Here is a 21,192-nt window from a genome sequence, read left to right as displayed (position 1 = left end):
CCGGCCGGATAGCCCAGATGGTGTCCGAGTTCGGCGCCCAGCGCCCGCTCGATCAGCGCCTTCTTGAACGCCGCTGAGGCGGCATGCACCGCTTCGGCCGTCATCGGCCCCTTCACGAACTGGTCGATCAGTTCCTTCGGAATGGACGGCAACGCCGTCAGGGCCTCGGCGGACGTCTTGGGTTTGCGTGGCATACATGCTCCTTGAGCTACATGTTATGCCTTACACACAAAATTTATGACAGGCCCAAGTCCAACATTGCCAGTGGTACCGAACTGAGCGTCGGATTGTCCTCACTGCTCTGCGGAAGGATCGCAAAATCAATCTCACCGCGCACCAGACGTCGTTCTAGTCGAGCCGGCGTGTCGTCGACAGTCCCGCCGCGTAACTATCTGCTCTAGTTCGAGGATTGCGCGCAGTCCTTGCGCGCGACGGAAGGCGATTGTTGGGCGTCAGTATCCGCCTCGATCCTTCGGCTTCTCGTCAACGGCCGGATTTTTGTAGGCAGCAAGCAACTGGCTCGCAGCGGCATTCAGCAGGCCGACATCGGTACCAACCGCTACAAATGTTGCCCCAGCCTCGAGGTATTCCTTTGCGAGCGCCCGATCTGGTGCCAGTACTCCAGCGGCCTTGCCGACCGTCAGAACGGTTTTGATGCCGTCGCGAATCGCCGTGCGAACCTCATCTGCACCTGCTTTCCCAAGAAGGCCCATCGACGCGCTGAGGTCTGACGGCCCAAAAAACACGCCATCGACCCCTTCAACCGCAGCAATGGCTTCGAGGTTCGCAAGACCCGACACAGTCTCAACCTGCACGAGAACGCACAGTTCGTCTGCCGCGCGCTCAAGGTATCCCTGAACACGGTTAAACCGCGAAGCCCGTGCGAGCGCGCTCCCAACTCCGCGTACGCCATGTGGAGGATACCGGGTTGCAGCTACGGCGTCGCGTGCCTGGTCCGCCGTGTCTATCATTGGAAGCAGGAGCGTTTGCACGCCGATGTCAAGCATCTGCTTGATGATTGCCGTGTCGCTGCGAACTGGTCGGACTACCGCATGTGAGTGGTATGGCGCTACTGCCTGGAGTTGAGCAAGCGTACTTCTCACGTCATTCGGGGCATGCTCATTGTCGATGAGCAGCCAGTCATAGCCGGCGCCGGCAAGTGCTTCGGTGACGTACGGGTCTGCAAATGCAGCCCACAGCCCGATCTGCTGGGCACGTCGAGCAAGCGCTCGCTTGAACGGATTAGCCGGGAGCTCCATGGTGTCCTCAAATAAAATTCAACGCAATCGCACCAAGCTGGCCGTAGTCCGCATGGAACGTATCGCCTGCTCGCGCCGGAATCGGGCTCGTAAATGAGCCGCTCAGAATGACATCCCCCGCGTTCAGTTCTTCATCGTACGGTGCGATCTTGTTGGCTAGCCAGGCAACGCCAGTGGCGGGGTGGTTTAGCACTGCCGCTGCGAGCCCGCTTTCTTCGACTGCGCCGTTCTTGTACAGGAGCGCGCCGACCCAGCGCAGATCGACGTCCATCGGTCGGACCGGACAGCCGCCCACAACGATGGCAGCATTGGCAGCAAAGTCCGAAATCGTATCGAACACCTTTCGGGGTACCTTCGTGTCCCGGTCGAACTGCTCGATTCGCGCGTCGATGATCTCGATAGCAGGTGTGACGTAAGCCGTCGCGTCGAGTACATCGAATATGGTGACGTTTGGCCCTTTGAGCGAGCGATTCAGAACGAAGGCGAGTTCAACCTCGACGCGAGGCGCAATGAATCGGCTGGCGGGAATGTCCTGGCCACTCTCGATGAACATGCTATCGAGCAGAGGAGCATAGTCTGGTTCGCTGATTTGCGATGAGCGCTGCATCGCTCGCGAGGTAAGGCCAATTTTTCGGCCCTTGATTACATGGCCTTCGGCGAGCTTAAGCTTCACCCATTCGCGCTGGATAGCGTACCCGTCCTCGATGGTCATTTCCGGATAGGAGGCTGAAAAGTGACGTAGTTGCGTACGCGTTTTTTCAGCCTGGTCCAGCTGGGCGGCCAACTGTTTGATGGTGTTTTGGTCGAGCATGATGTTATGGCGTCACTTGCGAAGGCGGACGTGCAGATTGTTGTGCTTCCACGTGCCAGCCTCGCTGAACTCGTTGATTTCCAGGGGAGAGTGCGAGGCCGCGTCGCTGATATTCGTCGCTGAAATGGCTTGTCATCACCTGAAAGAGTGCGTCACCCGTGGAGCGTTTCGCGTCTTCGGAACGACCCGCGCCGATCTTGAGATTGGCGTGCGCGAACGCGAAATCCGGCTGACCATCGGCAACGAAGTATTCGTCGCAGCGGATGGCCCGCACACGCACACCACCGATCGGGAATACCGGCTTGTCGGCTTCGCGCTGTTCGATGAGTATCTTCGCGAGCTCTTCGCACAGGTGCTTCATGCCTTCCGCGTCGGCCAAGTTCGCGCTGTATTCCAAAGTCAAGTGCGGCATACGGGTCTCCGTGTTAGGCCGGTAGTGGGGTGACAGGCAAGACGGCGTTGATCTGTCCCGTACCTGAACTGCCGAAATAGGGTGTGATCACCTCCGCCCTACCTTCGTAGCGGTCCCACCCCAGCGCGCCAAGGAGCATTGCCGTGTCATGCATCCCGCCTTCGCCCCAGCACTTTTCGTTGTACATCGGCAGCATTTCGCAGAAGGTCTTCCATTCGCCACTCTCCCAGAGAGCAACGACGCTGCGGTCAACCTGTTCGAGGAACGGATCCCACACTTTGTGCATGAACTTCTCTGCCGTCCCATTGTTAGCGAAATGATGGCTGAGGGAACCGCTGGCCAGAATGGCAACGGTGCCGTCGTACTTTTCCTCGACGGCTTTGCGGACAGCCAGTCCGAAGCGTGCGCTTGTGTCGAGGTCATGCCACATGCACCAACCGGACACTGACACGGTCTTGAAATGCTGGTCCGAGTTCATGTAGCGCATCGGGACGAGGGTGCCGTACTCGAGATCCAGGGATGTCTCGCTGTGCGCTCGGGTTTTGATACCTACCTCATTTGCCGACTCAGCGATGAGCTTTCCGAGTTCGACGTTGCCCGGATACGCATATTCCATGTTGTTGATGAAGTGCGGCAGTTCGTTGCTCGTATAGATGCCCTCAAACTTGCTTGCGCAGTTGATGTGATATTCGCTGTTGACGAGCCAATGAACGTCGAACACGACAATGGTGTCCACGCCGAGTTCACGGCAACGTCGCCCGATCTCATGATGGCCGTCGATAGCGGCTTGACGACAGCCCTTGTGCGGGCCGTCCAGTTCAGAAAGGTACAACGAAGGTACGTGAGTGACTTTCGCTGCCAGTGCCAGCTTTCCCATATTTTCTCCTGATCCGGAAGTCTGAGTTCAGACGCCCCAACGCGGGATGTGGTGCGAACCGAGCGAGACACAGACGTTCTTCGGCTCAAGGAAGACCTCGTAGCTCCATGTTCCGCCTTCGCGACCAACACCAGAGGCTTTCGTCCCGCCGAACGGCTGACGCAGGTCGCGAACGTTCTGGCTATTCACAAAGCACATTCCGGCTTCAACGGCCGCCGCGACGCGCAGCGCACGTCCGGTGTTTTCCGTCCAGACATAGCTCGACAGGCCATAGGCGATGTCGTTGGAGATTCGGATAGCGTCCGTTTCGTTCTCGAAAGGGATCAGGCAGGCGACCGGGCCAAAGATTTCGTCTTGGGCGATTTTCATCCGGTTGTCGACGTCCAGAAACACCGTGGGAGTGACGAAGTTGCCTTTACGGAGCGCTTCGGGCAGGTCGGGAGCATCGAGGCCACCGCAGGCCGGCGTAGCGCCTTCCTTGGTGCCGAGTTCGATGTAGCTACGAACCTTGGCCAGATGTCCTTGGCTAATCATTGGCCCGACGACGGTGCTCTCGCTCATCGGATCTCCAACCACAATCTTCTTCGCACGCTCGACAAAGCGTTCAGCGAACTTCGCGTATATCGACTTCTGGACGAGAATTCGCGAGCCAGCGGTGCAGCGTTCGCCGTTGTTCGAGAAAATCATGAATACCGCCGCATCAAGCGCTCGCTCGAAATCGGCGTCTTCGAAGATGACGAACGGAGACTTACCGCCGAGCTCCATAGAGAACTTCTTCAGGCCGGCTGTCTGCACAATGCGATTGCCAGTCGCCGTCGAGCCAGTGAAGGAGACTGCCTTCACGTCGGGGTGCGCCACGAGCGGTTCACCTGTATCCTTGCCGTAGCCATGAACGATGTTCAGCACGCCGGCCGGGATGCCGGCTTCAAGCGCGAGATTGCCGAGCATCGAAGCGGTCAACGGCGAAAGCTCGCTCATTTTGAGCACGGCGGTGTTCCCGAATGCGAGGCACGGGGCCGTCTTCCACGTTGCTGTCATGAACGGGACATTCCAAGGGGAAATCAGCGCACAGACGCCAACGGGATGGAACAAGGTGTAATTGAGGTGCGAGTCGGTCGGATACGTATGACCGTCAACGCGCACGCACATTTCCGCGAAGTACGAGAAGTTGTCAGCCGAACGTGGAACAAGACTCTTTCCGGTTTGGGAAATGACTTGACCGGTGTCACGCGTCTCCGTGTTCGCGAGCTCCGGCACGTTCTTCGCGATCAGTTCGCCAAGCTTGCGAACGAGCTTCGCGCGTTCCGCTGCGGGCTTTGCTGCCCAGGCGGGAAAGGCATCCTTCGCCGCCTGCACCGCAGAATTGACCTCTACCGTTGTGCCACTCGCAACTTCGGCGAGCACTTCCTGGGTAGCAGGATTGACAGTTTCAAAGTAGTCGGCAGAGCCAACAGCCTTGCCATTAATCAGGTGTTCGATACGCATTTTCTTTCCTGTCGGTCATGCGCGGTTGAAGTCCGCATCGGATGCAATGGTGTTGATGAGGCTGCCGACCCCTTCAATTTCGCAGACGACTTCGTCTCCGACGTTGACGTTGACGATGCCTTCGGGGGTACCGGTGAGGATCACGTCACCGGGAGAGAGCGTCATAAAACTGCTTAGGTACTCGATAAGGCCTGGGATGTCGGTGACGAGGTCCCGGGTGTTGCCATGCTGCGTCACCTTACCGTTCACGTAGGTGCGTAGTTCAAGTTGCGTGACGTCGGGCACGTCCTTGGCGTCAACGAACCACGGACCGAGAACAGTACCGCCGTCACGGTTCTTCACACGGAGATTGGGGCGATAGTAGTTTTCGAGGTAGTCGCGAATAGCGTAGTCGTTTGCGACCGTGTATCCCGCTACGTATTCCATGGCGTTCTCGCGAAGTATCCCCTTTCCTTCGCGACCGATAACGACGGCAAGTTCGCACTCGTAGTGCATGTACTCGACGCCATTGGGGCGTCGCGTGACCGCGCGATGACCGATGACAGAGCCGGGTCCCTTAAGGAACACGAGAGGCTCTTCCTGCTTCGAAAACTGCAGTTCTTTTGCATGCTCCGCGTAGTTCAAACCCAGTGCAAAGATGGTGTTGGGTTCAATCGGCGCAAGCCAGACGACTTCTTCTTCCATGCAAATTCGTCCATCGGCGAGACGGACGCCCTTTGGATCCGGGTAGGCCTCGTGGATAGCCCCCGAGAAAGCAACGCGACCGCGCTTCATCAAACTTCTCCCTTCTGTGCAGATACCCTCAGCGTGAATTCCAGCGTCGGGAGTCCATTGATGCTCACACGTGCCGAGCCTCCGTGGAGCGAAACTGGCGAGCCGTGAGGCACGCCCATGGTCAGCACATCGCCCGGATGGAGCGTCATGAACTCTGTGACGTCGGCAATCAGGCGAGCTACCCCCCGGACTGAAGACGCGGTGGTTGCATTGAAGGCCGCCAAGCCGTCAACCGACGTCGTTATCTGGAGCGAGTCGGGTTGTGCCACGAAGTCACGCTTCACGATTGCGGGCCCGGCGACGCAGAAGCCGTCGCGGGCGCGGAATCGAACGGACGGCCGATAAACGCTCTCGTGAGGGACGCAAAGGTCGGCGACAACCGTATAGCCGGCCACGACTTCAAGGGCGTGACTCTCGCTTACGTGTGATGCGGTTCGACCGATGACGATGCCCAACGAACCTCCCACCTGTACGCCAGCTTCGTCAGGGATCGTCACTTCAGCGCCATGGCCAACGAGCGTGTTTGCAGGTTTGACATACAGAATCGGCGCCTTTGGCGCTGCCTTGTAAGGGGGCGCGTTCACCGCATCGCCGAGCGCGTCGACAGCCAGGCGATCGTTCAGGAGCGTTCCATACACGGTTCCGGACACAGGCATACGAAACTTTGGGAGCGTACTGACAAGACGCTCGACCTCTGCCGCCGAGACATTCCGCGCAATGGGGTCGCCTAAAGGTTGGATTAGATGATCAGTTATCGAAAGCATCGGAGGCCTTGCGTTTGTTCACTAAGATGTTAGTATTATTTGGCCATTCGCGAGTCGTCGTCAAGCACGATGCCCGATGTTTACCCTGCGGTCGTACGCAGGCGAAGAATTGGAGTCTCGGTTACGTGATGAAAGTTTCCCCCAGCGCCCACATGTCGTATCGAAACCTTCCCATGCTTCTTTTGAGAGCACGGGAGCTTCTCATGCAAAGATTCCGACCCATCATTGGTTCGTATGGCATTACGGACCAGCAGTGGCGCGTACTGAGAACCCTCTATGAGAAGGGGCCGTTGGAACCTCGGCAGATTTCGCAGATGTGCGCTATATCGAATCCGAGCCTCGCGGGCGTTCTCTCGAGGATGGAGGAGGCGTCTTGGGTCAGGAGGGATCGGTTCACGACGGATAGGCGTCGTGTACTGGTTTCCCTCATTCCCGCTAGTGTCGAGCGGATTGCGCAGATTGCTCGGGAGATTGAGGAGCGATATCTGGAAATCGAAAATACCGCAGGCACGCTCGTGGCTGCCCGAGTTTATAGTGCAGTCAATGATCTGCTGAATGGACTTGGAAAAAATGACGGCGAAGGAGACGAATTTTCCGAGTCACCAACGACCTTAGTCTGTAAATAGGATCCCAATGAAGATTCTGGTTTCGGTAAAGCGTGTAGTTGATTACAACGTGAAGGTTTGTGTGAAGTCGGATGGCACGGGCGTCGACATCGCCAACGTGAAGATGTCGATGAACCCGTTCGACGAAATTGCCGTGGAAGAAGCGGTGCGTCTGAAGGAAGCGGGCGTGGCGACGGAAGTCATCGCCGTTTCGGCGGGCGTGACGCAAGCGCAGGAAACGCTGCGTACGGCGCTGGCCACCGGCGCGGATCGCGCGATCCTCATCGAGTCGAACGAAGACCTCCAGCCGCTGGCTGTCGCGAAGCTGCTGAAGGCGCTCGTCGACAAGGAACAGCCGCAACTGGTCATCCTCGGCAAGCAGGCCATCGACGATGATTCGAACCAGACCGGCCAGATGCTCGCCGCGCTGGCGAACCTGCCGCAAGCCACGTTCGCCTCGAAGGTGGTCGTGGCCGACGGCAAGGCGACCGTTTCGCGCGAAGTGGATGGCGGCGCGGAAACGCTGTCGCTCAAGCTGCCCGCCGTCGTCACGACGGACCTGCGCCTGAACGAGCCGCGCTACGTCACGCTGCCGAACATCATGAAGGCGAAGAAGAAGCCGCTGGAAACGGTCAAGCCTGAAGACCTCGGTGTGGACGTCACGCCGCGTCTGAAGACGCTGAAGGTTGCCGAGCCGCCGAAGCGTTCGGCAGGAGTGAGGGTGCCGGACGTGAAGACGCTGGTTGAGAAGCTGAAGACCGAAGCCAAGGTGCTGTAAAGGGGAGCAGACGAAAATGACGAATCTGGTGAATCTGGTTATAGCCGAACACGACAATCAGTCGATCAAGGCCGCGACGCTGAACACGGTCGCTGCAGCACAAAAGATTGGTGGCGACGTGCACGTGCTGGTCGCGGGCCACAACGCACAGGCTGCAGCGGACGCAGCCGCGAAGATCGCAGGCGTTGCAAAGGTGCTGCTGGCCGACGCGCCGCAACTCGAGCAGGGTCTTGCGGAAAACGTCGAAGCGACGGTTCTGGGCATTGCCAAGAACTACTCGCACATCCTGGCGCCGGCAACGGCAGCAGGCAAGAACGTCACGCCGCGTATTGCCGCGAAGCTCGACGTCGCGCAGATCAGCGAGATCACGGCTGTGGATTCGCCGGACACGTTCGAGCGTCCGATCTACGCGGGCAATGCCATCGCGACGGTGCAATCGGTTGATCCGATCAAGGTCATCACCGTGCGTACGACGGGGTTCGATGCAGTTGCGGCCGTTGGCGGCAGCGCAGCAGTCGAGAAGCTCCAAGCGGCAGCGGACAGCGGCCTCACGCAGTTCGTCGGCCGTGAAGTCACGAAGCTCGACCGTCCGGAACTCACGAGCGCGAAGATCATCGTCTCGGGCGGCCGGGGTCTCGGCAGCGGCGAGAACTACACGAAGGTGCTCGAGCCGCTCGCGGACAAGCTCAACGCCGCACTCGGCGCCTCGCGCGCAGCCGTGGACGCGGGCTACGTGCCGAACGACTACCAGGTGGGACAAACCGGGAAAATCGTCGCGCCGGAGTTGTACATAGCGGTCGGTATTTCAGGTGCAATTCAGCACCTCGCGGGCATGAAGGACAGCAAGGTCATCGTTGCGATCAACAAGGACCCAGAGGCTCCAATCTTCAGCATCGCTGACTACGGCCTAGTCCAAGATCTGTTTCAAGCGGTTCCCGAACTTACGAAATCGATCTGATTGCATCGTTCGGCACGTAAAGCGCCATTGAATTATCGCGAGATAAAGCGGCCCTTTCCCCGCGATCAGAGGAACTTAGAGGTTTTGACGTGGAGAGGTGGGTGTATGAGTCTATGCGAGTTGCATGTAACTGGAGTTGCCCCTGTAACTCAGGACACGCGGACACCGTTAGGTTGATGGCACCGCAGCGCGCCTGAACTCGCGCGGCGAGCGGTATTTCAGGGCTTTATGCGGGTGGCGCTCATTGTAGTGTTCAAACGCGATAGCCAGACGCGAGAGCGCCGTTGGTGCATCGGGCTTGTCCATAAAGGCGACGTAATTATGTTTCATCGTCTTCACGAACGATTCCGCCATGCCATTATCGTAAGTCAGCAACTGCTTGTCGTGACGACGGATGCGCGACCGTAACGGTCGAGATCACCCATCCCTTTCACCCACGGCGCGGCACCCACGTCCAGCTGGCTACCCGGCGCATTAACTGGGGAGAGGACCGCGTCATGTTCTACGACGAACGTGGCCAACTGGTCTCCATATTGGCCTCATGGACCGACGTCGATGGGCCAGACCTTTTCGCACAGGCTGCGGCGGGCCGCTCTGCCTTCCGGGTCGATGACCTTCGTAGGCTGCGTGCGTTGATCGACGAGCTAAGGCTGGAGGTCCTGGATCGTGTCAGGTAAATTAAGCCGCACATGTAAGCTAAATTTTGCCGCTTTTGTTTCTTGTTGGTGCGATCGTCGCAGGCAGATATGCAATTTATCGGTGCGCATATCAGTGGTTCAATTGTCGACCAGCCTTGACATCCGCGGATATGCGGCATATTTTAAATTACACTCATCCCTGCGCCGGCGCCCCGATCTTGACCAAGCCCGACCCGAAGCTGGAACGCCTCAAACGCCTCGGCGTACTGAATCCGCATCCAGAGAGGGTGCTGGCGCCTTGGTTCCAGTCGAGCGAATTCTTCGACGCCCGCGACCTGATTCAGGTCAAGTACGAGATGCTGCGTCACGTCAGCGTCGACGGCGCATCGAAGGCCGACGCTGCAGCGCTGTTCGGCGTCTCCCGGCCGACCTTCTATCAGGCAGAGGCCGCGTTTGCTCGCGATGGTCTGGCAGGACTCGTGCCGAAGCAGCGTGGGCCCAAGGGGGCGCACAAGCTCAACTTCGAGGTGATGGCGTTCGTCGAACGACATCTCGAAGACGACGGTGCGCTTCACGCCCGGGCACTAGTCCACCGCGTCATTGAAATGGCACCGGACGAATTCGCCGCGATGGATCGTCGTGCTTCCATTTGATCGGCGTGGGATTCTTGTTGTGCTCGCGGATATAGCGCATCAGCTTGCGCTCCAAATCCTTTACCGTAGTGAAGATGCCTCGCGCAATCACGTCGCGCTGGATGCGCGAGAACCAGTTCTCCACCTGATTTAGCCAGGAGGTATAGGTCGGCGTGTAATGCAGCCGCACGTTTTTGTGTTGCCGCAGGAACTCTTGCACGCGCGGGGTCTTGTGGCTGCTAACGTTGTCGCAGATCACATGGATCTCTTGTTTGGGCCGCTGGCTGGTAATAACGTCGGTGAGGAAGGCCACGAACTGCTCGCTGGTATGGCGCGGCGCCGTCTTGCCGATGAGTTCCCCGGTTGCCGTATTGAGCGCCGCGAACAGGCTCAGCGTGCCGTTGCGCTTGTATTCGAAGCCGTGGCTCTCGGCGCGCCCGGGCGACAGCGGCAGCATCCGGTCTTTGCGATCCAGGGCCTGAATTGCCGTCTTCTCGTCTACGCAGAACACCACCGCGTGCGCGGGCGGGTTCAGATACAGACCGATCACGTCTGCCGCCTTGGTCTCGAAGTCAGGATCATTTGAGACCATGTGCGTATCGAGCCGATGGGGCCGCACGCCGTGCTTGCGCCAGATGCGCTGGACCGTCGAAGCGCCCACATCGCCTAGAGCCGCAGCAAGCTTATAGCTGCTCCATTGCGTCGAGCCGTCAGCAGGCCGGTGCTTGAGCGTGAGATTCAGAACCCGCGCCTCCAGCTTTTCGGGCGGATGCACCGGGGCTCGTCCGGGATTGCGCGCGTACAGGCCTGCCAACCGCTCGGCCAGAAACCGGCTCGACCAACGGCTAATGAAGCGGGAGTCACAGCGCAGCCGCTGCATGATCGCCTCACGTGTTTCGCCGTCGTCAAGCATCAGGATCAACCGCGCACGCCGCGTGTCCGCTGCGCGCACCGTTTGGCTACGAGCCGCCGAAAGCAACTGTTTGCGCTCAAGCGCCGTCAAGTTCATCTTTTCCATACGTTTCATTGAATACCAAATTAGGTGCTTTTTCAATGACGCAGTGGACTAGACGTCAGAGTTGAAGGTGACCCAGAGGCACTCTTTCGGCGGCTATTAGGCCAACATCCGGTTTCCCATGCCGCATACATCGACGATGGAGAATCGGTGGTGATTTCGTTTTCTGCAGAGCTCTTCCTCGAGAGACGTGCAAGTGCTTTAACTAGTCGGCCAATGAAAGGAGCGGCGCCGCGATATCTGGACAAAGAAGAAGATGGGGTAATCGTACTTCTCGTGCGAACTCTGGCGGTTCAGTTCAAAAAACCTCGACTAATCAATGACGTGCAAGGCGCCTCCATCGTGCTAAACACGACAGCCAGCAAAGCTTTGCTGCGGGCGGCTCGACGACCACGTGGCGCCATTTTCCGCACCAAAAGTAGGATTACCCGGCCCCGGAAAATTCTCCGGCAACGCGATGACCGCCGCCAGGCTGACCACGCCGCGCATGCCCGCCCAACCCATGACGATCGCTTCGGCGAACGACCATGCCTCGCCGCCCGAACGGCGCGCGCGCAAACGGCTTGGCAACCAGACCGCAGCGAGCACCCAGACCAGCCGCGCGACAATAGCGGCCGCCGTTGTCGGCAGCGCGACTCGCAAGCCGGCCATCACCGCGGCGCTTTCGTGATTCACGCGCGCGAGGATCTCGTGCAGCACGAGGCCGATCAAGATGAACACCAGCGCGTCGAGGACAAACACGACCGCTTTCCAGGTCGCTTTCGCCTTGATGCGCAGGTCGGCGCTGAACACACGGCGCTGTCGGATGCCCAGCACGAGCCCGAACGTCACGACCGACAGCACGCCCGAGCCGCCCACGGCTTCCGCGATGCCGTAGCTCGCCCACGCCATCACGCAGGTGACGACGATGCCCAGCATCGGCTCGCGCAGGCGCGGCAGGGCCCAGCACATGACGTGGCCACACAGCAGGCCGACGATGATGCCGATGAGGATCAACTCGACGAACAGGCCCGTCCCGCTCGCGAACGTGATGGTGGCTGCGAGCGCCGCCGAAACCGCCATTTGATACTGCAGCAGGCCCGAAGCGTCATTAACGAGGCTTTCCCCCTCGAGCACGGCGACGAGGCGCGCGGGCAGCGGATAGCGCTGCAGAATCGCTTTAGCGGCGACCGCGTCGGGTTGCGACGCGCTCGCGCCGAGCGTGAAGCGGGCGGCCCAAGGCCGCGTGGGATTGACCACGTGTACGGTGAGCGCGACGGCCACCGTTGTAAAGGTGACCCCGACGAGCACCAGCGACGAATGTGCCGAGCCCGTCGCGGAACTCCTTCCGTGCGCTATTGGGACCAGTTTGCAGACAACGGCTGCGATGCGGCCTTTGTGCGCTACGCGCCGCTGTATCAACTTGAGATTGCGTTTGACACTACACCTGGAAATTCCAACGAGCTCCGAGCTCTTAGGTGGAATGAGGCACGAGTCAGCGGATTTCATAGGGACCCGCAGCGGAGATATGGCTGCAACAAGCTCGCATATAGAGCTGCAACCTATCCTTCTCCGTCAAACATCAGAAAGCTGGTGAAAAAGGGGCCGTTCATATAGAGGAGTTTGAACTGCCCATCGGGGGTCACCGGCTTGCCGATTCTCGAACTCAGTTGTTGACGCTTTAGACATCGCGCGAGGCAACGACCGTAGTTCGTTGCCTTTACTTCGATAGGGGTTCGTTATAGTCAGAACCAATGACGCAGGCCGATGGCGACTTCCGTCTGATTGTTTGCTCCTGGAAGCTGGATATTGGCCGCACCCTTCGTGTGGTTGTAGTCGACCTGACCGTACACACTTGTTCTCTTAGAAAATGAATATTCGGCTTCCGAGACGACTGTCCAACGAACGCCATCATTGCCGGGTGAGTTCATAGTATCGTGCATGTTGAGGTAGTAATATGCCTCGCGAAGTAGCACGGCCGGTGTCAGCTGATACGAGACACCGGCGAAGAACCCTTGATCCTTTCGGGCGATGTTTGAGTTTCCGAGCGGTGCGCCGGCGATGTTCAACTGAGAGTTCCCAATTCCGGCCCCGTCATGATTGTTTTGATAGCCGGCATAGAGTGTTGCCGGACCGAAGGCATACGACCCAGCGACACCAAAGATACGCTGCAAACCAGACCCTGTGGCGTTCTTCGTCTGCTGGTATACAGTGCTTGCGGAAAATTCGCCTTGGGTGAAAGTGACGGCCGCACCAATCTGAGAGCCGGTTGCGATGCTGCCTGGGACTCCGCCGACGCCATACGCCAAAGCAAGATGGACGGGTCCAAAATCCGCACTATAGTTGATAGAGCTGGGACGACGGATCTGATCGGTGCCGTACCACCACGAGGTATTGTAATAATCGCCAACAGTGAGCGGATCTAAGGGCAGAAAGGTGTTGTAGAAGATTGTGTTTTGTTTGCCCAACGATAAAGTGCCGTAATTGCTCTTCAGTCCGACAAACGCATAGCGGTCAAACAGTACGCCGGGCGAAGCCAGCGTGCCGTCTTGTGTGTTAAAGCCGCTCTCAAGCTTAAAGAATGCGCTCAGTCCGCCGCCAAGGTCTTCGTTCCCGGTCAATCCCCAACGACTGTGGTTGATCGCGCCGTTCGACATTTGAAACGAGTTTTGTCCTTCCGGGTTCGCGTGATTCGCCCACACCAGGCTCACGTCGGCTAGGCCGTATAGCGTTACGCTGGATTGCGCATGCGCCACTGAACTCAAACAGGCGATCGACGCGACCGAAATAAGATGTGAGCTAAATCGCATATTAATGCCTATGTTTTTTAGGGGATATGTAGTGGTTAAAAGGGCAGGAGATGTAAAACGGCGGCGCGTTTCAGCAGCGCCGGTAGCTCATACGACTATGCCAATAATGCGAAAAAGTGGCATTCTTAAGTCATATGTAGAACTAACTGATGACGGAGTTAAGATGCATGTTGTGAAATCGACGATTACTCTTGCTTAAGTCGAATTGCGGTCTGCCCGTGCTGACGCTTCAGAGTGGCACACTGATGCCAACGGACTGGAACAGGGACTTATCTCACAAGATCGGGAATGGTCGCCTTTGTCGTATTAGAGCGGACACCGGTTACGCAAAGCCATAGCGAGGAAGATCAGGCCTTGCTATGGGCAACGCATGAGTGTCGACTTGAGTGCTAGAGCCGTCCGGCCTCGACGATCTGTTTTAGGAATTCCCGCGTTCGAGACTCAATGGGGTTGCCAAATATTTGCTCCGGTGGTCCTTGTTCAAGAAGGCGCCCCTGCTCGAGAAAGACGACCAGATCGGAAACTTCTTTCGCGAAGTGCATCTCATGGGTCGCTAACATCATCGTCATACCATCTTGTGCGAGGTCGCGCACAATGTTCAAGACCTCGGCGACAAGCTCAGGATCCAAAGCCGATGTTATTTCGTCGAGCAGTACCGCTTCAGGCTTCATAGCGATTGCCCTAACGATTGCAACGCGTTGCTGTTGGCCGCCTGATAATTGGTCGGGATAATAATTGGCTCGATGGTCGAGATTGACCCTTTTCAACAATGCGTGCGCATCAGCTACAGCTTCTTCGCGATGCATACCTAAAAGTTTGAGCGGTCCGAGAGCGATGTTCTCGATGACGGTCATGTTGGGGAACAGATTGAACGACTGGAAGACCATCCCGACCTTTCTTCGTAAAAGATTGACGTTGACGCCAGGGCCGGAAACCACGTCTCCGGCAATTTTGATCTGTCCGCCATCAATGATTTCCAGCGCGTTTAGACAACGAAGCAGGGTCGATTTCCCGCAGCCAGAAGGACCGATGAGTGTCACCACCTGATGCTTCTTCACATTCAGGCTGATTCCCTTCAATACCTCGTGCTGACCGTAGCTCTTCTTCAAGTCAACAAGTTCGATGAACGACATGATTACCTCTTTTCTCGGAAGGTGTTGCCACGTGCGAGCATCCAGTCCACGAAGCGTGCTTGAGGGATGGTGAAAATCACGAAAAAGATTGCAACGACCGTAACGGAAGAAAGATTAAAGCTCGAAGATGCATAGAATTTCGCCTGATTGAAGGCATCCATCGTGCCAATAATATTCACGAGCGACGTGTCCTTCTGCAAACCGATAAATGCACTCAGTAACGGGGGAATAACGCGACGCACCGCTTGAGGAAGAATCACGAAGCGCAAGGTTTGGCCGTAGGAGAAACCGAGCGACCGTGTGGCTGACCATTGGGAGGGGTGAATCGATTCAATGCCAGAGCGATACACTTCCGCCATGTAGGCACTATATGTCAGCGTTAAGGCGATGATCGCGAACCATTCAGGTGGCAGATCGCTGAGGACCGGTATTTTGGCGATAGGAAGGCCGAATCCGACAAGATAGACCACGATAATGGCCGGAACGGCTCGCATAATGTCGATATATGCAATCGCCATCAAGCGTACTGGCTGTCCCGCACGGCCTGGGATCATTCGCGCGACGGCAAGGACGAGTCCGAAGACAAGGACAAAGCACTCCGATACGACAGCCAGCCAGATGTTGAGCCCGAAAGCCTTCATAACATCTAGACCACTCTCCTTCATCAGATCCCAACGCAGGAATGTCTTCTGGATGCTCGCATTGTTCATAGTGACCAACAGAACAAGAGCGACGCTGATTGCCACCGCGAACAGAAGGCCGAAAGAAATGAATGCGTCTTGGCGTGCGATCTCAGCGCTGGCTCGGGATGCGAGCGTATCGCCTCGGCTTGCTTCGCCACTGCTTCTCAGAGACGCCCGAAGGGCGCGTCCTGCGTACCAAAGGACTACGGCGCAAGCAATGACTCCAGCCGTATTAAGTCCAATCCCAATCCAGTGAACGGCCTCATCTCCGCCTGAGTGGTTGACTGCTGCTCCGCCTAAAGAGACGACTGCTGCCAGCACGGCCAGTGCGGAGACCAGTGAAATAGTTGCCCATGCTCGGCTATGCGGGGCCGGACTGAGACCCGTCGAGTCGACCGATTGAGTCAGTGGGGACGTTACGGTGGTCATTTCAAACTCCACACAGGGACTGAATCAGGGCTGACGCCAAACATTGGTTGAAGATAAGTTTTGGACAGTTGTTTCAATGTGCCGTCGGCAGCAAGTTCCGCTACAGCTTTGTCAATTGCTTGTGTGTTGACTGACGTTTTGGCGGTGATAATGCCGTAGCCTTGATCCACGTTGTATTGCCCCACGACGCGGATGTTACCGTTGGACATCTTTGCTTGAGTCAGAGCTAGCGTCGTGTCAGTCACTACAGCGTCGATCTGGTGCGCCATAAGAGCAGTAAACATGTCAGGTGAACTTTGGTACACCAGGACCGATTGAGGCTTCAGGATGTGGGTCACCCAGTCTGCGCCCACATTTCCTTGAAGCACTGCAATCCGTTTGGCCTTGACGTTGCCTTCAGAGATGTTGTTGGAAGGGAGCGTTGCCACTCCAAGCCCGGCAGAAAAATACGGTCTTGAAAAGTTGAATACTTTTTGCCGGGCGGGAGTGATAGTTGTGCTCCCAAGAGCAATGTCGTATCCGGTGCTCGTGCCTGAAATGTACTGGTCCCACGCCATATTAACGATCTTCAGGTGATGGAGGCCCGCGCGATATGCGATGTCAGCAGCAAGACAGTATTCGAATCCGCTGCTGATTGACGATGGCGACGTGCCGTTCCACCAGCCAGGATTCGGAAGGGGCGTTGCGACTGTCAGCGTGTCCTTCTCGAGCGTGGTAAGCGAAATAGTGTTTGGTTTGCCCGTCAAAGTGCACGAACCGAAGCTGAAACCTTCGCGCGGGTCCGCCGCGCGTGCGAGCGTCGATCCAGCTACGAGAACCGCAGCGGAAGCCAGAAAAATGCACGAGCGCGTGCGAAGCATTTTCATCTTTTTCTCCTTAATTACTGACCGACTGCACAGTATTTTTGGTCTTTGCGTAACGCTCGCACTGGTCTGCGAATGCTTGAAACAGAGCGAAAAAGTGTGCGGCGTTCGCGTAGTGATCTTCTGGATGCCACTGAACGCCGACTGTCCAGCTTTCTCCGGCTAGTTCGATTGCTTCGACGGTGCCGTCTGAGGCAGTCGCGCAAACGTGAAGTCCGGTTCCAACCGTGCGCACTGCCTGGTGGTGACCGGAGCGAATGACGATCTCCTCTGTCTCGTATATTGATGAGAGTTTTGTGTTGGCGGCAAGACGAACGGGATGGCTGACCATTTCGGCATTGAAACCCGGAAGGTTGTGCATTGTGCCTAGGCCGATGTCTTGCAAGAGCGTACCGCCGAGAGCGACGTTGAGCACCTGCATCCCGCGGCAGATTCCAAGGAGGGGCAGACCCAATCCTATGGATTTGCGCACGAGCGCGATTTCGAAGTCGTCCGCGTCAGGAATCAATCCATAAACTCCAGCCTGCGCGTCAACCTCCTGGCCATATTTCGCCGGGTCTACGTCGCTTCCGCCTAGGAGAAGGATCCCATCGCATTTCTCGGCAAAGTCGACATCGGGGCGATTTTCGGTGGCGGCATTGACGAGCACGCCGTTAATGCCGACCGCTGAGAGTTGATTAATTATGCGTTCGCTTAACGACCGGATCGATCTGTCCAATGCCGGCGGCGTGCACCGCGGATCCAGAACGTACGAGACCAGGACGTTTCGGCGGGGCGCTACTTCGGAGGAATTTCTCTGTATCATGATGCTGATGGGTATTGGTAACGAGTTAAAACTCTAACATCTATCGTTTATGGAAAATAACTTTTTCGGCTCCGGGCTTACCCCAATCAGTGGGCAGAGTGCGCCTGAAGCGATCGCGAGGCGGCTGTCGGAGGCGATCACGACGGGAGAACTGAAGGCGGGGGAAAAACTGCCACGTGAGGACGAGTTGGCGCGTGCCCTGGGCGTTGCACCAATGACCCTTCGCAATGCTCTTGCATCGCTCCGAGACCTCGGTTTGCTCGTAACGACCCGTGGACGATTCGGCGGAACGTCTGTCCCCATGGACATTGGGGAGCGGCTGCTGAACGCAGCGAAGGCGCGCACTATGTCACTCGGGGAGTTGCGAAGCCTGATTGACTGGCGCCGCGCGATTTCGGGCGAAGCCTGCTTTTTTGCGGCGGAACGCGGGACCGAGTCAGACTTCGCCGCAATTCGGGCGGCCGCCAACGAGTTTGCCGAACATACGGCGGATCTCCCGGCGAGGCGCATGGCTGATGCCCGCCTCCATACGCTTATAGCGGACGCGTCGAAGTCTCCGCACCTGCTCCGACAGGAAATCCAGATTCAGGAGCAGTTGAATACCGTGATTCGGTTGACGCGGGATCCTCCTCTCGTTAAGGAAACGCTTGCGATGCGTCACGAACCAATCGTCGACGCTATCGTGAAGAGGGACGCAGCCGGGGCGCGCCGGGAACTGATCGCACACGTCGAGTCATCGTTCGATTGGCTGGCAACAGAGCTGACAGCTGGGCCGAGATAGCGTCGCGGCAGAAGCGGCCGCCGTGTGTGTAGGTGGTCGCGCCCGATTCAACAGGTTTGGTCGACAGCCACATCTGATCAAGGCCTTTCTGCAGGATCAGCTTGACGGCTTTGTAGCTTGGCGTGCCGAAATGATTCGCGCGACGGCAGGCCGCTTCCAGGCGCGACGCGCCGACCTGCTGGGCGGAGCGCAGCACGCCCTGTACGACACGCAGCTTGATGAGAACCTGATCGCCGAAGAGTGCGTGAACCAGCGAGTGGCAGGACGGCCCGACACGCTGCGCCCTCTCAGACACCATTGGGTGTCGTGCAGTTGCCAGGCCTGTGCGGCGGGCGGCATGTGATCGGCCACCGTGCTACGCGTTCCTGGCGCGGTCTGGCGGACACCCTCATAGCGCCCTGAAGTATCGCTCGCCACGCGAATTCAGGCGCAGGACCGATTCATCAACTCAAGTGTGAGGCGGTGTCCGGGGATGTAGGGGCAAATCCACGGAATAGTCGGCGCGCTGGAACTGCACATGGTCGTCGGGATGGACCTTCACGCGCGTCCAGGTTGCCAGCTCTAGCGGCACATCGGGAAGCGGCTGCAACGGCGCCTGTTCGACATCGTCGAAACGTTTGACCGGCACCTCGCGCGTCGTGCCGTGCGTCCGCGTGTCGGCCTCGTGCATCACCAGGCTTGTGCTTGCCGGTTGGGCTGACTTCGCGCGTACCGTCAAGGCGGTCGAGGATTCCTTGGTAGCCATCTCAGCCGAGCGACCGCCCGAAGGCCGGAGTAACTGTTCAGCGTTCAGCGCATTTGCGTGAGCAGTTACTCCGTAGAAATTTAGAACTTGTGTCTTATACCGAGCCGGGTAAGGATCTGGCGATTTGTACTGGACTGCGTGGCCGGATAGCCGTTGTAGATATCTGCGAAGGCGCCTCCCGAAGTTGTTTGGAGCACTGCGAGAAGTTGCAGGTCAGTTCGCTTCGACAGAAACCAGTCGGCAATAATGTTGAACTGATGGTATTTGGGATGACCGCCATCGCTATCGTTAGCTGCAGCTACGGTCGTAAAGGTATACCCACCAGCCAAGGCGACGGACGGGGTAATGTAATACTGACCCCACACCTCGTAGTTGTTGAATATGGACGAACTGTTCGTACCGTTCGCTGACGCGAATCGAACATTATCGTACGAAATACCCAGCCTTGCTGCGCCGATTTGATAAGTCCCGCCTACACCAGCGACTTGCATGCTGGCAGGATGCCCGACATATCCGAAGGCGCCGTTGATGCTAGGGTGAGCTTCATTTGCAACCCAGTTGCCGTCAGGAAACTGAGTCGCGGGCTGCTTCGAAGATGTGTATACAGCAGCTACGTACAGCGGACCACTGGAGTATCGAAGCCCCGCGGATACCGTGCTATTGGCTGCAATGGAACCTGGGACTCCCCCAAGAGCATAAAGGGCTTCGAACTGAAGGCCGCCCAGAGTTGGCGTAGCGTATTTCAGGGAATTGTTAATGCGATATGTGCTGTCGGAATTATCGATGTCGTTGACGTGCGAGAAGTACGCACCCCAGTTCCCGTTCATTGTTGTTAAGGCGTAAAAATCGGGAACGGCGTCATATTGTCGGCCGACCGTCAGAGTGCCAAACCTGTCTGAAGTCAACCCAACGTATGCAGTTCGTCCAAATAAAAGCCCACCATTTCCCAACTTTCCATTGTTCGGATTGAAACCGTTCTCAAGTTTGAAGATGGTCTTCCATCCGCCTCCCAAATCTTCAGCACCCTGCAGCCCCCAGCGATTTCCTTGAGCGATTGACGACGTCAGGGCCACCACGCCTCCCTTGCCACCGCTATTGTTGACGTATGTGATTCCGTCCTCGACGATACCGTAGAGTGTTACAGAGCTCTGTGCGAGCACGAGCGGGGACAACAGAGATAAAGAGACCGCGAAAACGCTTTGTTTCAATGTTCCCATTTTATCCTCCAAACCATATTTTTTGTCTCGTTTCTGATGCGAAGTGCTGGAGGAAAGCTTTCGCCCGCAACAACTGAAATCCTCAGCAAAGACACAGAATTGTTAGTCATGCAAATTTAAAATCTGATTTTTTGAGCAGAAGCCTTTACACGGACCACGGGGTTGTATTGCCGGATCGACAGTAATTTGCTTTACGCCCCCTTCCTGCAATGCTTCGCTTCAGCGCTACCCATGTTCGTTCGTCTATAACAAAGGCTTTCTGTACGTTTCCGACATGAAACTGACGATATTCAGGCTGATCAGCATCACCACTACTGCGTACACTGCGGGAGCTAGATTGCTGCCAGTCACCTGCACGAGAGAGGTGCCCAGAAGCGGAGCGGTGCCACCAAAGACTGCGTAAGCGACGTTGACTCCGATGGCCGAGCAACTAAAACGCACACGCGTCGGGAACAATTCAAGCAGGGTGACCGGGAGCGGTCCCCACCATATGTCATCTTCCGCCATATAGGAGCCATCGAGCTTCCGGCATAAAGGAACCGGGGCGTTTTCGGCATAAAGGAGCCACTTCGTTTCCGGCATATAGGAGCCAGGGAAGGAACCGAGCATCTCGATCGTGATGCTCATTGCAGGCTTAACTTGTGGGGCGTGATCCCCCAAGGGAGGCTGCGATGGGCCGACGGAGAATCGAGATGCATCAATATCGGCAGGTTCTCGTGCGCATGCGCCACGGGGATTC

Annotated in this window: 22 protein-coding genes and 5 pseudogenes; 8 read left to right on the top strand and 19 right to left on the bottom strand. The window is 57.3% G+C overall.

Features of this window, described 5'->3' with window-relative positions; genetic code table 11:
- From M3I56_RS37825 to M3I56_RS37790, 8 genes and pseudogenes are all read right to left on the bottom strand, one after another.
- Window positions 1-194: pseudogene (locus M3I56_RS37825) on the bottom strand (IS256 family transposase); the annotation flags it as partial.
- A 258-nt stretch (window positions 195-452) separates the two neighbouring features.
- Window positions 453-1,259, bottom strand: coding sequence for a 4-hydroxy-2-oxoheptanedioate aldolase (hpaI, locus tag M3I56_RS37820; RefSeq protein ID WP_254358311.1), 807 nt, complete (start codon window positions 1,257-1,259; stop codon window positions 453-455).
- 7 nt (window positions 1,260-1,266) lie between these two features.
- A complete protein-coding gene (hpaH, locus tag M3I56_RS37815) occupies window positions 1,267-2,070 on the bottom strand; it encodes a 2-oxo-hept-4-ene-1,7-dioate hydratase (protein WP_254358310.1) in 804 nt (267 codons plus the stop codon).
- 12 nt (window positions 2,071-2,082) lie between these two features.
- A pseudogene (locus tag M3I56_RS37810) lies at window positions 2,083-2,482 on the bottom strand (5-carboxymethyl-2-hydroxymuconate Delta-isomerase).
- Window positions 2,483-2,495: 13 nt separating this feature from the next.
- The gene (gene hpaD / locus M3I56_RS37805) at window positions 2,496-3,359 is read right to left on the bottom strand and encodes a 3,4-dihydroxyphenylacetate 2,3-dioxygenase (RefSeq protein ID WP_254358309.1); all 864 of its coding nucleotides are present in this window, start codon (window positions 3,357-3,359) and stop codon (window positions 2,496-2,498) included.
- A 27-nt stretch (window positions 3,360-3,386) separates the two neighbouring features.
- Window positions 3,387-4,844 (bottom strand): 5-carboxymethyl-2-hydroxymuconate semialdehyde dehydrogenase, encoded by a 1,458-nt coding sequence (hpaE, locus tag M3I56_RS37800; protein WP_254358308.1) that lies wholly within the window; start codon window positions 4,842-4,844, stop codon window positions 3,387-3,389.
- Window positions 4,845-4,859: 15 nt separating this feature from the next.
- A complete protein-coding gene (locus M3I56_RS37795) occupies window positions 4,860-5,618 on the bottom strand; it encodes a fumarylacetoacetate hydrolase family protein (RefSeq protein WP_254358307.1) in 759 nt (252 codons plus the stop codon).
- Window positions 5,618-6,382 carry a fumarylacetoacetate hydrolase family protein gene (locus M3I56_RS37790; protein WP_254358306.1) on the bottom strand — a complete coding sequence of 255 codons (765 nt, stop codon included), beginning with the start codon at window positions 6,380-6,382 and terminating at the stop codon, window positions 5,618-5,620. Before M3I56_RS37790 ends, M3I56_RS37795 begins: the two co-directional genes overlap by 1 nt.
- A gap of 26 nt (window positions 6,383-6,408) precedes the next feature.
- On the opposite strand from M3I56_RS37790, the gene hpaR reads away from it, so the two are divergent.
- The 3 genes from hpaR to M3I56_RS37775 are packed head-to-tail and all read left to right on the top strand — an operon-like array spanning window position 6,409 to window position 8,723.
- The gene (gene hpaR / locus M3I56_RS37785; protein ID WP_309249214.1) at window positions 6,409-7,008 is read left to right on the top strand and encodes a homoprotocatechuate degradation operon regulator HpaR; all 600 of its coding nucleotides are present in this window, start codon (window positions 6,409-6,411) and stop codon (window positions 7,006-7,008) included.
- Window positions 7,009-7,015: 7 nt separating this feature from the next.
- Window positions 7,016-7,765 (top strand): electron transfer flavoprotein subunit beta/FixA family protein, encoded by a 750-nt coding sequence (locus tag M3I56_RS37780; protein WP_254358305.1) that lies wholly within the window; start codon window positions 7,016-7,018, stop codon window positions 7,763-7,765.
- A gap of 25 nt (window positions 7,766-7,790) precedes the next feature.
- Complete coding sequence (locus M3I56_RS37775) at window positions 7,791-8,723, top strand: electron transfer flavoprotein subunit alpha/FixB family protein (protein ID WP_254358313.1); 933 nt, start codon at window positions 7,791-7,793, stop codon at window positions 8,721-8,723.
- 168 nt (window positions 8,724-8,891) lie between these two features.
- Here M3I56_RS37775 and M3I56_RS37770 read toward each other — a convergent pair.
- Window positions 8,892-9,083 (bottom strand): annotated as a pseudogene (locus M3I56_RS37770) (integrase core domain-containing protein); the annotation flags it as partial.
- Between M3I56_RS37770 and M3I56_RS37765 the strand changes: the two are divergent.
- Entirely contained in the window at window positions 9,068-9,400 is a 333-nt protein-coding gene (locus M3I56_RS37765) for a DUF5372 family protein (RefSeq protein WP_309249213.1), read from the top strand. The pseudogene M3I56_RS37770 and the gene M3I56_RS37765 overlap by 16 nt on opposite strands.
- A 179-nt stretch (window positions 9,401-9,579) precedes the next feature.
- Window positions 9,580-10,014 (top strand): helix-turn-helix domain-containing protein, encoded by a 435-nt coding sequence (locus M3I56_RS37760; protein ID WP_254358304.1) that lies wholly within the window; start codon window positions 9,580-9,582, stop codon window positions 10,012-10,014.
- On the opposite strand, the gene M3I56_RS37755 is transcribed toward M3I56_RS37760, so the two are convergent.
- Entirely contained in the window at window positions 9,959-11,020 is a 1,062-nt protein-coding gene (locus M3I56_RS37755) for an IS630 family transposase (RefSeq protein ID WP_254358303.1), read from the bottom strand. The genes M3I56_RS37760 and M3I56_RS37755 overlap by 56 nt on opposite strands.
- A 57-nt stretch (window positions 11,021-11,077) precedes the next feature.
- Between M3I56_RS37755 and M3I56_RS41250 the strand changes: the two are divergent.
- Window positions 11,078-11,254, top strand: a pseudogene (locus tag M3I56_RS41250) (chorismate-binding protein); the annotation flags it as partial.
- 186 nt (window positions 11,255-11,440) lie between these two features.
- On the opposite strand, the pseudogene M3I56_RS37745 reads toward M3I56_RS41250, so the two are convergent.
- From M3I56_RS37745 to M3I56_RS37720, 6 genes and pseudogenes are all read right to left on the bottom strand, one after another.
- Window positions 11,441-12,335, bottom strand: a pseudogene (locus tag M3I56_RS37745) (cation:proton antiporter); the annotation flags it as partial.
- A gap of 397 nt (window positions 12,336-12,732) precedes the next feature.
- Complete coding sequence (locus tag M3I56_RS37740) at window positions 12,733-13,797, bottom strand: porin (RefSeq protein WP_254358301.1); 1,065 nt, start codon at window positions 13,795-13,797, stop codon at window positions 12,733-12,735.
- 389 nt (window positions 13,798-14,186) lie between these two features.
- Entirely contained in the window at window positions 14,187-14,930 is a 744-nt protein-coding gene (locus tag M3I56_RS37735) for an amino acid ABC transporter ATP-binding protein (RefSeq protein ID WP_254358300.1), read from the bottom strand.
- Window positions 14,931-14,932: 2 nt separating this feature from the next.
- On the bottom strand, window positions 14,933-16,042 hold the full coding sequence (locus tag M3I56_RS37730; RefSeq protein WP_254358299.1) for an amino acid ABC transporter permease: 1,110 nt from the start codon (window positions 16,040-16,042) through the stop codon (window positions 14,933-14,935).
- Entirely contained in the window at window positions 16,039-16,908 is an 870-nt protein-coding gene (locus tag M3I56_RS37725) for an ABC transporter substrate-binding protein (RefSeq protein WP_254358298.1), read from the bottom strand. Before M3I56_RS37725 ends, M3I56_RS37730 begins: the two co-directional genes overlap by 4 nt.
- Window positions 16,909-16,918: 10 nt before the next feature.
- On the bottom strand, window positions 16,919-17,623 hold the full coding sequence (locus tag M3I56_RS37720) for a gamma-glutamyl-gamma-aminobutyrate hydrolase family protein (RefSeq protein ID WP_254358297.1): 705 nt from the start codon (window positions 17,621-17,623) through the stop codon (window positions 16,919-16,921).
- A gap of 136 nt (window positions 17,624-17,759) precedes the next feature.
- Here M3I56_RS37720 and M3I56_RS37715 point away from each other — a divergent pair, with 136 nt between their 5' ends.
- Both M3I56_RS37715 and M3I56_RS37710 read left to right on the top strand, forming a co-directional pair.
- On the top strand, window positions 17,760-18,491 hold the full coding sequence (locus M3I56_RS37715; protein WP_254358296.1) for a FadR/GntR family transcriptional regulator: 732 nt from the start codon (window positions 17,760-17,762) through the stop codon (window positions 18,489-18,491).
- A gap of 130 nt (window positions 18,492-18,621) precedes the next feature.
- The gene (locus M3I56_RS37710) at window positions 18,622-18,834 is read left to right on the top strand and encodes a hypothetical protein (protein ID WP_254358295.1); all 213 of its coding nucleotides are present in this window, start codon (window positions 18,622-18,624) and stop codon (window positions 18,832-18,834) included.
- A 105-nt stretch (window positions 18,835-18,939) separates the two neighbouring features.
- On the opposite strand, the gene M3I56_RS37705 is transcribed toward M3I56_RS37710, so the two are convergent.
- From M3I56_RS37705 to M3I56_RS37695, 3 genes are all read right to left on the bottom strand, one after another.
- Window positions 18,940-19,236, bottom strand: coding sequence for a hypothetical protein (locus M3I56_RS37705; RefSeq protein WP_254358294.1), 297 nt, complete (start codon window positions 19,234-19,236; stop codon window positions 18,940-18,942).
- Between the two features lie 80 nt (window positions 19,237-19,316).
- Window positions 19,317-20,453 carry a porin gene (locus M3I56_RS37700; RefSeq protein WP_254358293.1) on the bottom strand — a complete coding sequence of 379 codons (1,137 nt, stop codon included), beginning with the start codon at window positions 20,451-20,453 and terminating at the stop codon, window positions 19,317-19,319.
- A 243-nt stretch (window positions 20,454-20,696) separates the two neighbouring features.
- Window positions 20,697-21,080, bottom strand: coding sequence for a hypothetical protein (locus M3I56_RS37695; RefSeq protein WP_254358292.1), 384 nt, complete (start codon window positions 21,078-21,080; stop codon window positions 20,697-20,699).
- Window positions 21,081-21,192 lie beyond the last annotated feature (112 nt).

Source organism: Paraburkholderia sp. CNPSo 3281 (genome assembly GCF_024206515.1).
GTDB lineage: Bacteria > Pseudomonadota > Gammaproteobacteria > Burkholderiales > Burkholderiaceae > Paraburkholderia > Paraburkholderia nodosa.
The sequence above is the reverse complement of the archived record's forward strand: the minus strand, read 5'-3'. Positions and strand labels throughout refer to the sequence as shown.

Coding starts and splice junctions, on each gene's coding strand:
- M3I56_RS37725 (WP_254358298.1), bottom strand. CDS start 16,908: ATGAAAATGCTTCGCACGCGCTCGTGCATTTTTCTGGCTTCCGCTGCG.
- M3I56_RS37710 (WP_254358295.1), top strand. CDS start 18,622: ATGATTCGCGCGACGGCAGGCCGCTTCCAGGCGCGACGCGCCGACCTG.
- M3I56_RS37730 (WP_254358299.1), bottom strand. CDS start 16,042: ATGACCACCGTAACGTCCCCACTGACTCAATCGGTCGACTCGACGGGT.
- M3I56_RS37695 (WP_254358292.1), bottom strand. CDS start 21,080: ATGAGCATCACGATCGAGATGCTCGGTTCCTTCCCTGGCTCCTATATG.
- M3I56_RS37735 (WP_254358300.1), bottom strand. CDS start 14,930: ATGTCGTTCATCGAACTTGTTGACTTGAAGAAGAGCTACGGTCAGCAC.
- hpaD (WP_254358309.1), bottom strand. CDS start 3,359: ATGGGAAAGCTGGCACTGGCAGCGAAAGTCACTCACGTACCTTCGTTG.
- hpaI (WP_254358311.1), bottom strand. CDS start 1,259: ATGGAGCTCCCGGCTAATCCGTTCAAGCGAGCGCTTGCTCGACGTGCC.
- M3I56_RS37795 (WP_254358307.1), bottom strand. CDS start 5,618: ATGAAGCGCGGTCGCGTTGCTTTCTCGGGGGCTATCCACGAGGCCTAC.
- M3I56_RS37700 (WP_254358293.1), bottom strand. CDS start 20,453: ATGGGAACATTGAAACAAAGCGTTTTCGCGGTCTCTTTATCTCTGTTG.
- M3I56_RS37715 (WP_254358296.1), top strand. CDS start 17,760: ATGGAAAATAACTTTTTCGGCTCCGGGCTTACCCCAATCAGTGGGCAG.
- M3I56_RS37790 (WP_254358306.1), bottom strand. CDS start 6,382: ATGCTTTCGATAACTGATCATCTAATCCAACCTTTAGGCGACCCCATT.
- M3I56_RS37705 (WP_254358294.1), bottom strand. CDS start 19,236: ATGGCTACCAAGGAATCCTCGACCGCCTTGACGGTACGCGCGAAGTCA.
- M3I56_RS37780 (WP_254358305.1), top strand. CDS start 7,016: ATGAAGATTCTGGTTTCGGTAAAGCGTGTAGTTGATTACAACGTGAAG.
- hpaH (WP_254358310.1), bottom strand. CDS start 2,070: ATGCTCGACCAAAACACCATCAAACAGTTGGCCGCCCAGCTGGACCAG.
- hpaR (WP_309249214.1), top strand. CDS start 6,409: ATGTTAGTATTATTTGGCCATTCGCGAGTCGTCGTCAAGCACGATGCC.
- M3I56_RS37755 (WP_254358303.1), bottom strand. CDS start 11,020: ATGAAACGTATGGAAAAGATGAACTTGACGGCGCTTGAGCGCAAACAG.
- hpaE (WP_254358308.1), bottom strand. CDS start 4,844: ATGCGTATCGAACACCTGATTAATGGCAAGGCTGTTGGCTCTGCCGAC.
- M3I56_RS37740 (WP_254358301.1), bottom strand. CDS start 13,797: ATGCGATTTAGCTCACATCTTATTTCGGTCGCGTCGATCGCCTGTTTG.